Genomic DNA, 16,203 nt, shown 5'->3' with positions numbered 1-16,203 from the left:
AGAACTCTCGTTTCATTGGCTTCAGCTAATTTTTATTCCGTAGCTACGGCTATGCAATAAAAAATTGAGCTTTGCCACTGATAATCAAATTGTCGCTCTCGAAATTCCCCTACAACCTTAAACAACTTCTTTTTCATTTTTCACAATTCACATAACGGTGTCAGACATTTCTGACACCGCTATAATCTAATACAAAATCAACTTTCGTAGGCTCTAACTTCATAGAGCTTAGGATCTGGCACTCCATAAGTCTCTTGTAAAACCAAACGAATAGCTGTGGTTTCGACTGAATCAAAACTGAACTTGATTAGTCTTGTTCTATTATTATCTGTTGCTCCAACCTTTACCCATTTACCCTTTACACGCGCCTCTACTGAAATTGTTTTCAATAGCTCACGGGGCACATCGTTCCAAAAGTTATGACTCACCTTTGAATCTTTACGCATCATTATATTGCGCTGCAAGTTGGTGTCGCACTTTACCTCTACCTTAGAAATTTTAACCGGTTTCTTCCACTCCATTTGCAAGTGTGCTGGTAAACCAGATGATTGCCAATGGTGCACTTTACCATTAAAATCGCGAGACATACCATCAATTACCAAATTCGCATCGCCCGACTTGGTGCTTGATGCAAATATTTGAGAGGCTTTTTTAGCTAAATCTTTAGAATCTTTCGATGGCCTATTGGGTATAAAAGCATCATCGCGCATCAGGTTCTCTTGCAATTCATTGATATATTTCTGAGAGATATCGCGCGGATTTACTCCTTTTTGCACACATAAGTTAGCTGCTGTACCTGCTGCTTGCCCCATAAGCGAACAAGTAGACATTACTCTTGACGAGGATAAAGCAATATGTGTTTGACTAATATTACGCCCTGCAAATAAAAGGTTGGTAATGTTTTTAGAATACAAACTACGATAAGGTATTTCGTACACCTTTTTAAAGTGATAATGGAAATAACTTGGCGGATCTTGTAAATTTTCGATACCTGCCCAACAGTGCTCGTCTAATGACCAACCGCCAAAGGCTACAGCATCGGAAAAGTGGCGGTGCTCGGTTAAGTCTTTTTCCGATAAAATATAATCGCCAATAAATCGGCGCGACTCTCTTTTACTTGGTAAAGACCCCAACCAATCTAAAGCTAAATTGTCTGCCTCAGGGAAATTTCCGGAGTTTTTAATGTAATCCCATACGCCATGTAAATACCCCATTAGCTTATGGCGATTGATTTCCTGATCGGCTATAATATCATTATCACTACCAATTTCAATCCACCAAATTCCATCTTTAAAGCCAGCAAATTTCCGCTTAGGATGGGATTCCTCAGCCTTGTATTTAATGGCAAAATGTGGCGCCTCGTAAGGTGTTGGTTTACCCATATCCTTGGCCGACAATAATAAGGTAGCTCCCATTTGCCAACCATCTGGTTTTTCTGGGGCATACTTTTCGTTAAACTCATTACGACCTTCGCGCCCAGTTCTGTATTCGGCCCCTGCTGCTGCAGCAAGTAAACCATCGCCAGAACAATCGATAAACATTTGGGCGTTTACCGTAATCTCAGTTTCCGTAGTTAATTGCCAACAACGTGCTGCCTTTATGGTGTTTCCACTCATAATAGGCTCAACAGCCTGCGTATTTAATAATAACTCAATGTTTGGTTCGCGAGTTACAAAATCGTACATCACATGGTCGAACATTGGAAAGGACTCTTGCTTATTTAAGAAACGATTGTGTAATAATATTTCCTCAATAATACCTGTTTCTCGCTCAGCCTTATTATCTGGTTTCAAATGATTAACCCCATTCACATGAACCCGCATTTCACTAGATGCATTGCCACCCAATACCGGACGATCTTGCACCAAGGTAACCTTAGATCCATTGCGGGCTGCAGATACCGCAGCACAAATCCCTGCTAAACCACCTCCCATAACTGCCACATCGCATTTAATGCTTCGTTTACGATTAGGGATACCAACTTTACCTGTGCCCAGGTTTGTCCACTTATCTTTATCTCTTGTTCCAAGGTCGTCTGCTTTCGTATCAGCTTTTGCAATACTAGGCACCATGGATGCCCCTACGGCACCCACAACTCCTTTTCTAAAAAAATCTCTTCTCTTCATAGTAAGCTAATTTAGTGGAACCTGTGCGCGCACAGCTCTCGATTCTTTCTCAAAAAGTTCTAATAACTCATTGGTTAATTCTTCTTGCTCTGGTGCAATATTTTTGGTTTCATTCGGATCTAATTTATGATCGTACAACTCAACAAACAGTGGCTTTTCGTTCGGAACTTTCCTGTCTTTCCACACTATCAGTCTGTATCTATCGGTACGCATACCATAGCCCATTACATCATTTTCGAAGGTTGCTCTATCCCACTCTTCTTTAAACTCAGCTCTAATTTTTTCTTCAACATCTTCAATCAATGGTAAGAAATAGGTTTCGCGCATTCCTGGGCGTAAAGGATAGGCACCCCATTCGCGTAAAGCAGGGTTTGGAAATTGTGTAAATGCGGCTTTCTTCCACTTTTTGTGTGGCTCTTCCAATAAAGGAGCAAAGCTTTTTCCATCTAAGTGCGATGGTTTTTCTAGTCCTGCTAAATCACAAAGCGTTGGATATATATCTACTAACTCAACCAAAGCATCCGTTATTTCTCCTCTATTTTTCTTTAACATATCAGGTGTCCAAATCATCATTGGAACTCGTGCCGCTACTTCGTATGTGGTTGCTTTACCCCAAATACCCATATCACCAAGGTGCCATCCGTGATCGCCCCAAAGCACAATAATAGTATTGTCTTTAACACCTGCCTCATCTAAAGCATCAATCATTCTACCCAATTGAGCATCGATATAACTTACACAAGCCAAATAAGCATGCTTTAGTTTACGTTCTAATTTAGGATCTAAATCGCCATATTTAGGTATATTTGAACGAACCCTTAATTCGAATGATGGATGTAAGCCCATTGGTGATCCATTTTCTGGTGCCTCAGTATTCTCGGCCATTGGAATTTCATCCTCATTATACATATCCCAATACTTTTTAGGAGCAACCCAATTTAAATGCGGTTTCTTCATACCTAAACCCAGAAAAAAAGGTTTGTCAGGATTCTTCTTTAGCATGTCTTTTAAGGTAGCAATGGCCAATGTGGTATTATAACCATCCTCGTAAGTTACATCCGGAACATCAGCACATTCGTAGGCAGGCCCCATCGCAAGACCGTATTTTGCTTGTTCACCGTATTTAGCAAACATGGCTTTTCTATCCTCAGCCCTACTTTTCATATTTTCTTCCAGAGCAAAACCAACTGGCTTCTTTAAACCTTTCATTTCAGGTGCATTTTTGGCTGCTTTACGTGTCCAGGCTAGTGTATCTAAGGCATCTTTACCATGAAATACTTTTCCGCAATAAACGGTTTCGTAGCCATTTTCCTTAAAATGCTGCGGTAAGGTTATTATATCAGGACTACCTTCGCGTAATAAGGTATAGTTATGTGTTACTCCAATGGCCTCGGGTCTACCGCCCGACATTAAACTGCATCTTGAAGGACCACAAATGGATTGCTGGCAATAGGCTCTATTGAATAATAAACCATCACCGGCTAACTTATCTAAATTGGGTGAAACAGCAATTGGAGATCCGTAACATCCCAATTCTGGTCGTAAATCATCAACTGCAAGAAATAAGATATTAGGCTTCCTTTTCTCTTCAGTTTTGTTTTTACCATTACATGATGAAAATGAAATAACCATGCATGCAATTACGACAGCATTAATAATTTTATTCATAGGTAATATTTTTAACAGAATACTTTTCTGTTCGTTAGTTGTTTAATAATTGAATACCTCAAAATTATTGCAAACGAAGGTTTTTTATATCATATTTGCCCTTACATGGAGTTAACATACAGATATATTTTTGATATTATTAGTTAACACACTCCATTTACTACCGGGAACACAAAGGCTTTAAACTACTGAAGATGTTAATGATAAAACTTAAGAACAAATACACTGTACTCATTTTAACATTATACACACTCTCGTTAGGCTTATTACATGGCCAGCAATTCAATCATTTTTTAGAAGACCCCTTAATTAAGCATAACAATATCTCTTCGGAGGAATTAATGACAGAATTAAGTTCACAATTAGAAGAATCTATTAGAGATAATGATAGTATTGCCATTGTTCAACTTCAAATATTATTGAGTAATATTTCAAGAACTAATTTAAAATATGGGAAAGCATTTGACTATGCTGGCGAAGCTTTATTTTTAGCTGAGGAAACCAACAATGACCTTTTAATAGCTAAAGCCAATGAAGAGTATGGCATACTTTGCTATCTTTTTAAGCAAGATAAACAAACCGGCGATTTGTTTAAAAAAGCACATCAAGCGTACTTAAATTGCTATTTAAACAATGAGATAACTATTGATATTTTACATCGCTCGTACTACAACCTCTTATTATATTATCAGAATATTAGAGATAAAGATAACACACAAGCCTATATTGATACTTGCTCTGCTATTGCAGATACAGCGGATATTGCTCCTATATACAGCACTTTTTTAAAGGAAAAGAAATCGAGCATTTATAATTGGGAAAAGAACTTCGCGGCTTCAGGCAAATTACTATCAAAGGCCATTGATGAACTGGAGCAATTAGAAAAAGACTCGCATGCCGCCTACAAGAACAACGACTTTTTAACGGTTCTTTATGCTGGCATGGCCATTTACCATAGTAACGTGAAAGACTTTAATAACGCTCAAATCTATTTTAAAAAAGCACTTGCTCAAAAAGATGTGTTTGGCGAATATACTTTCTATAAGGAATACATCTACCGCAGGTATGCATGGTCATTGTACAAAAATGGAGATTATAAGGAGTCGTATTTGAACTCAGAGCGTTCAAGAAAAATATTGGATAATTATTTAAATCCTAGAAGTAAAAGCACACAGGGCTTTATCTCATTAAAAAATAGATACACTGAAGAATTACGCCTAAAAAATAATGAACTGCACGTTCAGCAGCTTGAACTAGCCATGAGCAAACAACGCATGTTGGTGCTTCAAATTATTTTTATTGTGTTTATAGCTCTTATTATTGTGGCATACCTAGTAATCCTTTCTAAAAAGAGATACCACAGATACCAAAAGGAGAAACAACTCAACGAGAAAAAACATAAACAATCGCAAGATGAGTTGGAGCACAAAAACAAGGAGCTCACCACCTCTATCTTACAATTGGTTGAAAAGGAAGAAATTATAAAAAGACTCAGCAATGAGCTAAAAGAAAATGTAAATACTCCTCAAACCAAAGTGCTCCTGAAAAGTATTGAAAAACAATCGGGTAATTTATGGGATGCTTTTAACAGCCGATTTGTTGAGCAGAATGAATCCTTCTATGAAAAGTTAAAACTCAAAGCACCGAACCTTAGTCCGAATGACTTAAAACTTTGCGCACTCCTAAAATTGAATTTTAGTGGTAAAGAAATGGCATACTTACTAGGTATTTCTCACGGAAGTGTAAATGTAGCATGCCATCGCTTGAGAAAAAAACTCGATATTGATAAAGAGGTACGACTATCTTCGTATATCAATAGCTTATAATATTTGCGCTACTATATGGCTAATCTGTATGCCTTTGGTGTGGTGCCCATTATTTGTTTAAACTGTCGATTAAAATTAGTAATTGACTTGTAGCCTACCACATCACAAACTTCTGAAATGGGTAACTCCTCCTGAGCCAATAAACGAGATGCATTTCTAACTCTAACTTCGTTTAAGAACTGCGTAAACGATTTATTGGTTATTTTTTTAAAGAATCTACAAAAGGAGTTCGTGGTCATACAAGCAATTTCAGCCACATCATTTAGCGAAATATTACCGGCATAGTTATCAGAAACATACTTTATCACATCATCAATTCGCTGAGAACTCTCGGTTGTATACTGTCGCATATCCGATGATGAAAGTACTTTTACATCCTCAGTTAATGACAACTTACACAATATATCCAATAGCTTTATAGATTGTGCCGCAGGCGACAAATCGAGAATACTTACCAAATCAGAGTGTACTTTTTGGCTCATTGATTTACCAAAATACAAGCCGTACTTAGACTGCTCTAACATGTGATTGATTTCTGTAAATTCGGGATTATTAAAAGTTCCCTCGCCTATAAAATCTTTGGTGAATTTTAAGATGATTGTTTTTACCTTATTCGTATTGTCTTCTTTATAAAAAGAAACATCATTTCGCCACAGGTGTGGTAAATAAGGCCCCACAAGAACTAAATCGCCAGGAAAAAATTGAGAAACATTATCACCCACAAATCTAATTCCATTACTCTGCGATATATACAGAAGCTCATACTGGGCATGATAATGCCATGAAGAATCTAAACACGGAATTTCCTTTTTTGTAATGTTTAAGCGTCTATTTGCTGCACTCTCTGAATTTTTCAATATCAACTTCATCCCATCAAATTTTTCGCTACTTCTTACACACGCTAACTGTATTCCCTCAGAAGTACTAATTAATAATTCACTACAAAATTAACAGACTTGAGCTTTGCGGATGTGTTGATGCGTACATTCCTATACATCATTTGTACGTAAAGATAAATTTTACAAAAATAAGACAACGGTTTATAAATGAAAAAGGGCATCCTGTAAAGAATGCCCTCAAACTAATATAATTTAAAAATCTTAGTAAATAAACCTAAACCCAACTGAAACTGACAACCAGTTTTCTGCAGGATTATCACTTGTTTTAACAGCCATATTATACTGTGCATTCAAGTTGATGCTTGTTTTATAATTGATTGGAAAACTAGCGCCCAACTGAGGTGCTAATCCGAAATGCCAAGTAGTAGTATAAAGACTGGTTAAGCCCATGTCGAGCTGCTTATCGATATAATAGGTACCAACTCCTAAACCAACATGAGGTATCACTTTTGTTTCTTGCCCGAAAGGATAAAACATTCCATTAGCCAAAATTGGCACTGCCGATAGATACCTGTATTGCTTACCAGTTACCGCACCATTCTCAAGCGGATAAGTTGTTTTGGGTAACTCCTTATAAAAACTTTGAAAGCCCGATTGAATTCCAACACTAAATTTATCTTCAAGAACGTATTGTCCGAATTCTAATTGAAAGCCACTAAAGCTTGATTGGTCAATAAATTCGTTTGTATCGCCTGTTCCAAATCCCATTGAATATCCTACGATACTATATTTTTCTTGCGCTTCTAATTGTATTCCTAAAGCAAATACAAAAAGCATTGTATATAATATTTTTTTCATTGCAAATTGTTTTAATATAGTTATTCTATAAGATTAATAAGGCGCTTGATTAAACATATCATCTAAGCCCGTTTGAATACGTGCATCAATATATGCATCAGAACCTTGCAATAAACCATTTATGGCACCCATATAAATAACTGGATAAACAATCTCGTTTTCTCCTCCTTCTATCGGGTTTTCTATTGGATTTTTAATATCAGCAAACTCAACTAACAATGTACCTACTTTATAACTGTACGAAACAGGATAGCCCCAACCTGGATAACCTGGGTAACCTGGATAACCCCAGCCTGGATAACCCCAACCTGGATAATAGCCCCAACCTGGGTAACCCCACCAATAATAACCGTAATTCTTATTAGATATGGCAGAAACCATTACCATAAATGAAGATTCTAAATCTTCTGGCAACTGAGTAGCTGGGTCAAACTCTTCTCTCTCATAACCTTGGTCGGCAAGGTGCTTATTTATAGAAGCTAAAATCTCAGCATCCCATTCTCTATCAACATCATCAACCTCTTCGCCATCAGCGATATGAATGATTGTATCAGACATGATGTATTTATGGGCAGCTGTGAAATCAAACTCAGGATCATACCTACTAATGGTGACATCTAATTCATCAACATATTCGGCTCCTTTATGCGAACAGCTAGCTAGAAATGCTATGCATAACGCAACTAATTGTAATCGAATTAATTTGTTCATTTTTTAAATTATTTAGTTAAAATATTGGAGTTCCTTTATAAATAGAAGACATGGTGGTTGGCAAAAGCCTGCCATTATATCTTACACTTTGAGGTCCGTTACCCTTAATGGTTGCATCAACCATATCGCCAGTGTTATTGGTATTCATTCGTATATCGAAAGTGCCCAACGAAGAACTAACAATTAATACAATAAAGTAGGTGCCTTTTTTCTCATTATAATCTACTTCGTATTTTGTTACTCTACCATCTACAGTAACACCCCCTACTCCATTATAACCAATACCTGAATTACGGCCCAACTGAACCGTTGCGTATTTATTGGTTACACCAATAAAATTGAGTGTAGATGAAACGTTAACAGATTTACCATAACGATCGAATAACATATCGGCTTCAAGCACCCAATTGGCACTATCAATGGCCAGCTTAATAAGTGCTGATTGTTGCTCTTCATAAAGCTTTTGTTCAGCTTCTTTTTGTTCTTTTTCTAATGCTCGCCTTTCTTTGCGAGTCATCTTCTTTTCAGTTTCTTGAGCGGTAATTATGCTACAAGTAAAGAATAGGATAAATACGATTATTAAGTTTTTCATAAGTTCATAATTTGTTCTTAAGCCATTACCAATATGTAATTTAACAAAAGCATGTTGGATAATAAAGAAATTAAGAGCTCAACTTTACTTTATTTGATTAAAGCATTTCTGTTTGAAGTTGCGCTACAAAATATAAACATAAGCATTTGGTATTTGTTTAATAATGGCGCCAAAATAGATACCTAAATAACAAGTACAAGCTTAAATGTTTGCTACGAAAATATTTTTTACAAAATATAATGTTTTGGTTTTGTTTTTGCTTGATAGATGGGAATGGCTTAGAAATATTGAAACAAATAAGATCTAACAATAATAATAACTGTAATTATATAATGAAGTTGTTTAAAGTAATGCGGAAAAACTGCGAGTAACTTCAATACTAAAAATTGGGAAGCACCAATATTTATGAACCGACGGATCAGTAACATATATCTAGTTTTCACAATAATTAATTTTATTGCATTGGGTTTTGGAGCTAACTTAAAGGCTCAAAACAATGACAATATCATTGATGTATCTCAATTTTCATCGTATAAACTACTTTGGGATAATGACGTGATGATGCAAACAGACTATTACTATACCCAAGGGCTTGGGATGGAAATAATTTTGCCTGCGTTAGAAAAAAATCCGCTCAACTTCCTATTTTTTAAACCTAAAGGATTTCAATCGGTTTATGGTTTATCAATTCATCAAGAAACCTATACACCCACTATTATTAAAGTTCAGGAAGTATTAATTGGAGACAGACCATATGCTGGTGCTTTGTATGCCAAATCGTTTATCAGAAGCTCAAACTACGAGAAAAAGCTTTTTATTAATAATGAATTCGATTTCGGGTTTATTGGTCCTAATTCATTAGCGGGCATTACACAATATAAATTTCATGTTCTATCAGACAATCATTTACCATTGGGGTGGGCTAATGAAATTAAGCAAGTTCCGGTATTTAATTACAACCTTACGGTGAATAAGGGCTTAATTACAGATGAGTTTCACGAGGTTCAGGCTCTAAGTAGAATAAGAGTAGGTACTATGTACGATGACCTTTCTCTTGGTTTAACATACAGAGTTGGTTTAATGAATTCAACCTACCAAAGCGCGGGTGAAAACATATACCTTTTTAAAAAGTTTCAGGCCTATTTCACCTTTGGGCCACAGGTAAAATTTGTAGGTTATAACGCCACTATGCAAGGCAGTCCGTTTGTAACTGATTCTGACCAGTATGTTATACTACCTCATCAGGTAGAACGTATTGTGTTTTCGGTGAAATCGGGCATAACACTCATGTATAAAAATGTAGGAGCGTCATTTCATTTAAACTGGCAATCGCCCGAATTTAATGGCGGACTAAATCACACCTATCATTCATTTATTTTCTTTTATAACTTTTGAAACAACAACACGTTATACACAAACCACAGTTACAAACTACTCAATTCATAACATTAACTTTAAGTGTATTATAAAGTGAATGGTTACTTTTGATAAAAATATAGATTATTAGATATGCAAAAACACTTTACTATTATTGCAACACTCGCACTGTTAAGCTTTTCGTTTTATTCGTGCGATAATACCAGTCATAAACAGCATTACTCTGGCCAATTAATGAGCATTGACTCAACTATTACAGGTAATGCTATGATGCAAGATTATATAAAACCTTATCAATTACAACTCGACTCGCAAATGAATCGGGTAATTGGAGTAAGCTCTGAAACTTTAATTGCTGAAAAACCAGAAAGTCCTCTTTCGAACCTTGTTGCTGATATAATGCAAGATAAAACTGCTGAGTATATTTCAAAAAACAAACTAGAAAGCTTACCCCTATTCTCACTTGTAAATACCCGAGGTTTACGATCTGACATTCCCAAAGGAGAGGTTTTACTAAGAGATATTTATGAAGTAATGCCTTTTGAGAATCAAATTGTGTTGGTAAAGCTAACCGGAGAAACTGTATTAGCATTGGTAGACCATATTGTTAAATCAAAAGGAGATGGAATTGCAGGCTTAAGCTTTACCATAGAAAATGGCGAGGCAAAAAATATTAAGCTAAATAATAAAACCATCGATACTAAAGCCCACTACTACCTATCCACATCCGATTATCTTGCCAATGGAGGAGATAACTATAGCATGTTACTTAATCCGATTAGTAGAGCCAACATTGAACTAAAAGTACGTGAAGCTATTGTTTCACATATCGAATCGCTCTCAGAACAAAACCTTAGCATTGAGGCAAACAACAACAAACGCATTACTCTGTTAAACTAAGCAAACGGTCATAAAATGTCACATTCAAGAAGAAACTTTGTAAAAACGCTTACCCTAGCAAGCGCTTCTGCTGCATTACTACCCACTGCTTGTAGTAGTAATAAGGATAAAAAACTAACCATACTGCACACTAACGATGTGCATAGTCATATCGATCCTTTTCCGGCCAACGATAAAAAATTCGGCAATAAAGGAGGCTATGCACGTAGGGCTGCTCTGGTTAAAAAAATAAGAGCTACTGAGCCCAATGTAATACTATTAGATTGCGGTGATATTTTTCAGGGCACACCCTACTTTAATGTATTTGATGGCAAGCTTGATATCAGCCTAATGAGCAAAATGAAATACGATGCCGCAACAATCGGAAACCACGAGTTTGATAGTGGTGCTGAAAACTTAGCCGAACGTGTTAAAGAGGCTCAGTTCCCTTTTGTTTGCTCTAATTACGATTTCACAAACTCGCCTCTTGAATCGCTAACAAAGCCTTACGAAATCATTAAAAAGGGCGATTTAAAAATTGGTATTATCGGACTTGGCATAAAACTACAAGGCTTAGTTGACCCCAGAATGTGTGGAAACATTACATACAACAACCCCATTGAGGTTGCCAATCGTCTGGCAAAAAAGCTAAAAGAAGACGACCAATGCGATGCGGTAATTTGCATATCGCATTTAGGCTACAAATACGAATCGGATAAGGTTAGCGATGTAGAAGTAGCCACAAAATCAGAAAACATTGATGTGATTTTAGGAGGCCATACGCATACCTTTTTAGACGAACCCACCATTGTAACTAACCTTAATCAAGAACCTGTTATTATCAATCAAGCAGGCTGGGGAGGTGTTAAATTAGGCAGAATTGATTTAACCATGCACGCGCACAAAAAAAGCAAAACATTAGCTTACCATAAAATGGTTTAAAATAAGGCTTTCAACCAATAACACAGTAACACGAGGGTATCTATTCAATAGATATCCTCGTTTTGTATATTTACTTTCCTTCCTCTTAAGCATAAGCCCACTTGCACCACAAGCATTACTAAAGTACGTATTGGGGCGCCATATCCTGCTATGCGTTTTAGCCTTTATGTTTTAGCTTAAGTCAGCCTAAAGCGTGCGTGTGCTTCCTGCGGTCGCATCCGCCACTTAAAGCTGCCTAAACCCAAACCACAAAGGGCTGCCACTCCTATCAGGGCCGCACATTGGCATAAATCAGTAAGTTGGTGGCTTAGCATTAGCAAAACCCATCTAGCAAAGCTTAGCCATTCCATAGAAAGTTGCGAGCAATAATCAATACAAGAGCAAACATCCATTTTTTATTAAAACCCAGTGTTTACAAGGCGAGCGCCAATACAAAGTACGCACCATCCAGTGTAAACTGAGGGACATCCAGTGCAAACTGAGCATCATCTAATACCAACTACACACCAGCGCGTGTGTTTTATGTGTAAGCTAATACGCATTACAAGCCATCCCATATAAATTACAGATAAGCTGATGCAAATTACCGGCAAGCAAATATAAATTACGCACCATCCATCACTAAAAATAGAAGATCTAATACCAAATTTGACCCATCAGGTGAAACCATACAAAAAAAGCAGTAACACAAGGTTTAAACCCTCGCATTACTGCTTTTATAGTATTTGCGGCCGCTCCTTAAGAACAACCTTTATAATTTATCAAGAACTAGTCTATAATCACTTCTAAATACATTGGTGAAGTAATTACCTCAGAGCCTTCGCCATATGTAGCAAAAGAAACTTGCCAAATTTGGCCTTCTTCAAGATCTAACATGTGGTGCGATTTGATGATAGTATTGATTTTTTCAATAATATCTGCTTTGGTATTGTAGCGTAAATCAAAGTTTGGATAACCTTCACCCACCATTGTATAATCAGAAGCAATTAAAGTATAAGTGTTTGTACTTTCTTTATTATCTGATTCAATAAGTTCATAATTAGGTACTACTTGCCAATAAGATGAATCGGCAGGTGTTTCGCGCACGTAGGTTACAAAGCAAGTTGAATCAACAGTTCCGCCTTCGCTACCTAAAAAATAGGCAAATTGTACGGTTACTAATTCGCCATTGTTTCCGTATAAATTATGAATGGTTTCTGGTAAATACTCATCAAAAGGTGCACTATCCGAAAAATTCTTGTAATCGGCTACTGATTTATTTGAAGACATTTCATAGTCCTCATCAGTTAAAACATAAGGAGAATTTGCGTTGTATTCTGCTTCTGTAGCTAAATCCCTTTCAGAGATAAAGATGTACCAATCATCGTCAGCCTCAAGGTTATCATTTAAATCATCTCTATATTCATCTAAAGGATCGCAAGAGAAAAACGTAAATGCTACGGATAAAAATAATATGCTTTTAAATAAATTCATTGTTCTGTTTCTTTAATAATCAAATACTAAAAGTCAAGCTTTAAACCAAACGACCAAGTTCTACCTAAACCAATATACATCGATGATGCATCCCAAGTTCTGCCATCATTAGCATCGGCAATATACCACTCGTCTAAAAGGTTACTAATTTGAGTAAATGCAGAAGCATTTAGATTTCCAATTTTGAATCGGTAAGATGCATTTACGTCTAATAAACCAAAGTTTGGTAACTGCCAAGCCTGAACGCCTGATGAAGCTTCATCAGTTCTGTCTTCTGGCGAGAAGTTAGCGTAGTTTTTAGCAAAATAAGTATAGTCGGCACCAATACTTAGGCCTTCTAAAATTTCGTATTTAGCACCTAAAGCAGCTGTTATTTGTGCTGAGTTACCTACTTTTAAACCTTCAGTATAAAGCTTATAATCGCCAATAATATTTTGATCTTGATCAACAAAAGTAGCGTTTACATCGTTTGCCCAAGTCCAATCACCAACAGATCCCATACCGGTAACTGTAAGCTTAGTTGTAGGTCTCCATTCAAAATCAACTTCAACACCCATGTGTTGAGCATCCAAACCTAAAATGTTTGCATATCCGAAGAACTCGCCATTGTCATCGTACATTGATTGAATCATGGTTTTATCTTGCCAATAGGTATAATAAGCATTCGCATTAACCGATAAGGTATTACTACGGTAACCGTATCCTAACTCAACACTATAAATACCTTCATTTTTAGCTCCATCGTTGACATTGTTTGTATTGTTAATAAATACAGCGTTCATCATCGGAGGACGTTGGAAATAACCTGTATTGAAAAATACGTTGTTTTTTCCATCAATATTAAAGTTAACACCTGCTTTTGCAGAAATAGTTTGGTGGTGTTGCCAATCGGTAATATGATCGCCTTTTGCATGATCTTCAAAATCGTAACGACGGTATGAAACATTTGCAGCAGCCATGTTAACGAAAGAAGATAAACGACCTTCGCTATACTCTAACTGAGCAAAAGCTGATTCCCACAATACTTCTCCATCACTATGGTAACCTACAATATCGCCTTCACGAACAACCACATCCATGTTCTGACCATATTTATTACGGTTTACAACGGCATATTGACCACCCATTAAATCATCTAATACTTGGTAATGCTCGCCATAATAATAACGTCCATCTAATCCACCAATAAACTTAAGGTTGTTATTCACATTCCAGTCTAAGGTAGAAACTCCACCATACCAATCGTGATTATTTACAGATGATGCCATATATGTAGATGACTGACCGTTTTGTGCATTTTCGCGGTATAAACGATCAAAATCGATTAAGCTTCTGCTGTCGCCTACACGATAATCGTTGAAATTACGATCGTCGCCAAAACCAGCTACACCACCACCTCTACCTTGAGAGGCATATAATACAGTTTTAAGATTCAAATCATCGTTAATATTCCAAAAGTGATTTAACGACATTTGAGGCTTGCTATAATAATTTGTACGTGCATTGTACTCGCTTCCGTTAAGGTAACCCCAATCGGCATTGTGCTTACGTCCGTATTGATTCCACTCATCTAAGCTCATCATTGTACGACGCTGTCCGTGCGATTGATTTGCTCCAAATACATTGAATGAAAGTGTATGCTTATCATTAATTACTTTTGAAACATTGGCAAAGTAACTCCACCCTTCAAATTGTAATCCATCAGCCCAACCTTTACCTTCGGTATGAGAACCAGAGAATGTAAAAGCCCAACCTTTATCATTTAAACCTGTTGAGGCAGTAAATGCCATTTTTTCGTAACCATCGTTACCAATTCCATAGTAGATATTTCCACCTGGTTTACTATCGGTAGTGGCCGTTAATATATTAATTGTACCTCCGGCAGATGGAACCGCTAATTTAGAAGCTCCCATACCACGCTGAACTTGCATTGTACGAGTAACGTCTGATAAACCAGACCAGTTACTCCAATAAACGGCACCATTTTCCATATCGTTTACCGGAACACCATTAATCATTACTGCAATGTTATCGGTATCAAAACCACGTAAAGTAATACGTGAGTCACCAAATCCTCCACCTGAGTTAGTAGCATAAACACCTGGTGTGGCCTTTAATACTTGAGGGAACTCTTGAGAACCCAATTTTTCTTCAATCATTTTTGGTTGAATGGTTGATACTGCAACCGGTGTTTTACGGTCTACCGCAAAGTTGGCTACAACCTTAACCTCATCAAGGCCAACATCGTTACTTCCTAACGTAACAATACCCATGTCAACAGGAGTACCATTTAAGCTTACATTTTTCTCAATAGCATCGTAACCGATGTAGCTAAACACTAGGGTGTGATCTCCATTTTCAACTTCAAGAGTAAAGGTTCCATCAAATGAAGAAACTGTTCCATTAACTGTACCTTTAACAACAACAGATGCCCCAATTAGCTCCTCTCCCGTTTTAATATCGGTAATTGTTCCTGTAACAGTTGTTTGTGCAATGGCTGATAGTGGTAATAAGCCCAAACTTAAAAGCCAAACGAACCTGAATAATCGGATTCTCATTTTTTACGTAGTTTTTGTGTAATAATAAATTAATATAAACGACCTTTTTGGTCGCTGCCACAACAACTAAGAGTATGCCAATTTGTAATTGAGAATTAAAACGTTTGTTAAAATTAGTGTTATCTAATTGTAACCATTAAGGTAATTTAACTAATGATAATACTGGCTGAAAATAAACCAAACAGACACGTATGCTTGCGATTCAAATACTTAACACAAGCCTAAAGAATTAACTTATATTTTTTAAACCCACTTATATTACCTTAGTGTTAATTATGGAGAATAAACGAAGATATATTCATTACAAAAATTATCTAATTTTCACTTTCGCTCACATCTTTATTGAGGAAAAAC

The 16,203-nt window shown here is 36.7% G+C and carries 12 protein-coding genes; 4 read left to right on the top strand and 8 right to left on the bottom strand.

Annotated features, from left to right (window positions below; genetic code table 11):
• Positions 1–197 precede the first annotated feature (197 nt).
• Together QMO11_RS17690 and QMO11_RS17685 are read right to left on the bottom strand one after the other, a co-directional pair.
• A complete protein-coding gene (locus QMO11_RS17690) occupies positions 198–2,126 on the bottom strand; it encodes an FAD-dependent oxidoreductase (RefSeq protein WP_282038858.1) in 1,929 nt (642 codons plus the stop codon).
• Positions 2,127–2,132: 6 nt separating this feature from the next.
• Positions 2,133–3,794: a sulfatase gene (locus tag QMO11_RS17685; protein WP_282038856.1), complete on the bottom strand. Its 1,662-nt coding sequence runs from the start codon at positions 3,792–3,794 to the stop codon at positions 2,133–2,135.
• A gap of 194 nt (positions 3,795–3,988) precedes the next feature.
• On the opposite strand from QMO11_RS17685, the gene QMO11_RS17680 reads away from it, so the two are divergent.
• The gene (locus QMO11_RS17680) at positions 3,989–5,620 is read left to right on the top strand and encodes a helix-turn-helix transcriptional regulator (protein WP_282038854.1); all 1,632 of its coding nucleotides are present in this window, start codon (positions 3,989–3,991) and stop codon (positions 5,618–5,620) included.
• Between the two features lie 11 nt (positions 5,621–5,631).
• On the opposite strand, the gene QMO11_RS17675 is transcribed toward QMO11_RS17680, so the two are convergent.
• The 4 genes from QMO11_RS17675 to QMO11_RS17660 form a co-directional block, all read right to left on the bottom strand.
• Positions 5,632–6,489, bottom strand: a complete 858-nt coding sequence (locus QMO11_RS17675; protein ID WP_282038852.1) for an AraC family transcriptional regulator — start codon at positions 6,487–6,489, stop codon at positions 5,632–5,634.
• 231 nt (positions 6,490–6,720) lie between these two features.
• Complete coding sequence (locus QMO11_RS17670; protein WP_075602862.1) at positions 6,721–7,317, bottom strand: porin family protein; 597 nt, start codon at positions 7,315–7,317, stop codon at positions 6,721–6,723.
• A 33-nt stretch (positions 7,318–7,350) separates the two neighbouring features.
• The gene (locus tag QMO11_RS17665; protein WP_075602863.1) at positions 7,351–8,028 is read right to left on the bottom strand and encodes a DUF4136 domain-containing protein; all 678 of its coding nucleotides are present in this window, start codon (positions 8,026–8,028) and stop codon (positions 7,351–7,353) included.
• Positions 8,029–8,044: 16 nt separating this feature from the next.
• Positions 8,045–8,620, bottom strand: a complete 576-nt coding sequence (locus QMO11_RS17660; RefSeq protein WP_075602864.1) for a DUF4251 domain-containing protein — start codon at positions 8,618–8,620, stop codon at positions 8,045–8,047.
• Positions 8,621–9,025: 405 nt separating this feature from the next.
• Here QMO11_RS17660 and QMO11_RS17655 point away from each other — a divergent pair, with 405 nt between their 5' ends.
• The 3 genes from QMO11_RS17655 (at position 9,026) to QMO11_RS17645 (ending at position 11,818) form a co-directional block, all read left to right on the top strand.
• Positions 9,026–10,015, top strand: a complete 990-nt coding sequence (locus QMO11_RS17655; protein WP_282038850.1) for a lipid A-modifier LpxR family protein — start codon at positions 9,026–9,028, stop codon at positions 10,013–10,015.
• A 114-nt stretch (positions 10,016–10,129) separates the two neighbouring features.
• Positions 10,130–10,897: a 5'-nucleotidase C-terminal domain-containing protein gene (locus tag QMO11_RS17650; protein ID WP_282038848.1), complete on the top strand. Its 768-nt coding sequence runs from the start codon at positions 10,130–10,132 to the stop codon at positions 10,895–10,897.
• A 15-nt stretch (positions 10,898–10,912) separates the two neighbouring features.
• Complete coding sequence (locus QMO11_RS17645) at positions 10,913–11,818, top strand: bifunctional metallophosphatase/5'-nucleotidase (protein ID WP_282038847.1); 906 nt, start codon at positions 10,913–10,915, stop codon at positions 11,816–11,818.
• A 768-nt stretch (positions 11,819–12,586) separates the two neighbouring features.
• Here the strand turns inward: QMO11_RS17645 and QMO11_RS17640 are convergent.
• Together QMO11_RS17640 and QMO11_RS17635 are read right to left on the bottom strand one after the other, a co-directional pair.
• On the bottom strand, positions 12,587–13,291 hold the full coding sequence (locus QMO11_RS17640) for a hypothetical protein (RefSeq protein ID WP_282038845.1): 705 nt from the start codon (positions 13,289–13,291) through the stop codon (positions 12,587–12,589).
• 26 nt (positions 13,292–13,317) lie between these two features.
• Entirely contained in the window at positions 13,318–15,849 is a 2,532-nt protein-coding gene (locus QMO11_RS17635) for a TonB-dependent receptor (protein WP_282038844.1), read from the bottom strand.
• Positions 15,850–16,203 lie beyond the last annotated feature (354 nt).

The sequence above is a fragment of the Saccharicrinis aurantiacus genome, from assembly GCF_947489045.1.
GTDB classification, from domain to species: domain Bacteria; phylum Bacteroidota; class Bacteroidia; order Bacteroidales; family Marinilabiliaceae; genus Saccharicrinis; species Saccharicrinis aurantiacus.
This window is presented reverse-complemented; position numbering and strand designations above follow the sequence as displayed.

Coding starts and splice junctions, on each gene's coding strand:
- QMO11_RS17690 (WP_282038858.1), bottom strand. CDS start 2,126: ATGAAGAGAAGAGATTTTTTTAGAAAAGGAGTTGTGGGTGCCGTAGGG.
- QMO11_RS17685 (WP_282038856.1), bottom strand. CDS start 3,794: ATGAATAAAATTATTAATGCTGTCGTAATTGCATGCATGGTTATTTCA.
- QMO11_RS17680 (WP_282038854.1), top strand. CDS start 3,989: ATGTTAATGATAAAACTTAAGAACAAATACACTGTACTCATTTTAACA.
- QMO11_RS17675 (WP_282038852.1), bottom strand. CDS start 6,489: ATGAAGTTGATATTGAAAAATTCAGAGAGTGCAGCAAATAGACGCTTA.
- QMO11_RS17670 (WP_075602862.1), bottom strand. CDS start 7,317: ATGAAAAAAATATTATATACAATGCTTTTTGTATTTGCTTTAGGAATA.
- QMO11_RS17665 (WP_075602863.1), bottom strand. CDS start 8,028: ATGAACAAATTAATTCGATTACAATTAGTTGCGTTATGCATAGCATTT.
- QMO11_RS17660 (WP_075602864.1), bottom strand. CDS start 8,620: ATGAAAAACTTAATAATCGTATTTATCCTATTCTTTACTTGTAGCATA.
- QMO11_RS17655 (WP_282038850.1), top strand. CDS start 9,026: ATGAACCGACGGATCAGTAACATATATCTAGTTTTCACAATAATTAAT.
- QMO11_RS17650 (WP_282038848.1), top strand. CDS start 10,130: ATGCAAAAACACTTTACTATTATTGCAACACTCGCACTGTTAAGCTTT.
- QMO11_RS17645 (WP_282038847.1), top strand. CDS start 10,913: ATGTCACATTCAAGAAGAAACTTTGTAAAAACGCTTACCCTAGCAAGC.
- QMO11_RS17640 (WP_282038845.1), bottom strand. CDS start 13,291: ATGAATTTATTTAAAAGCATATTATTTTTATCCGTAGCATTTACGTTT.
- QMO11_RS17635 (WP_282038844.1), bottom strand. CDS start 15,849: ATGAGAATCCGATTATTCAGGTTCGTTTGGCTTTTAAGTTTGGGCTTA.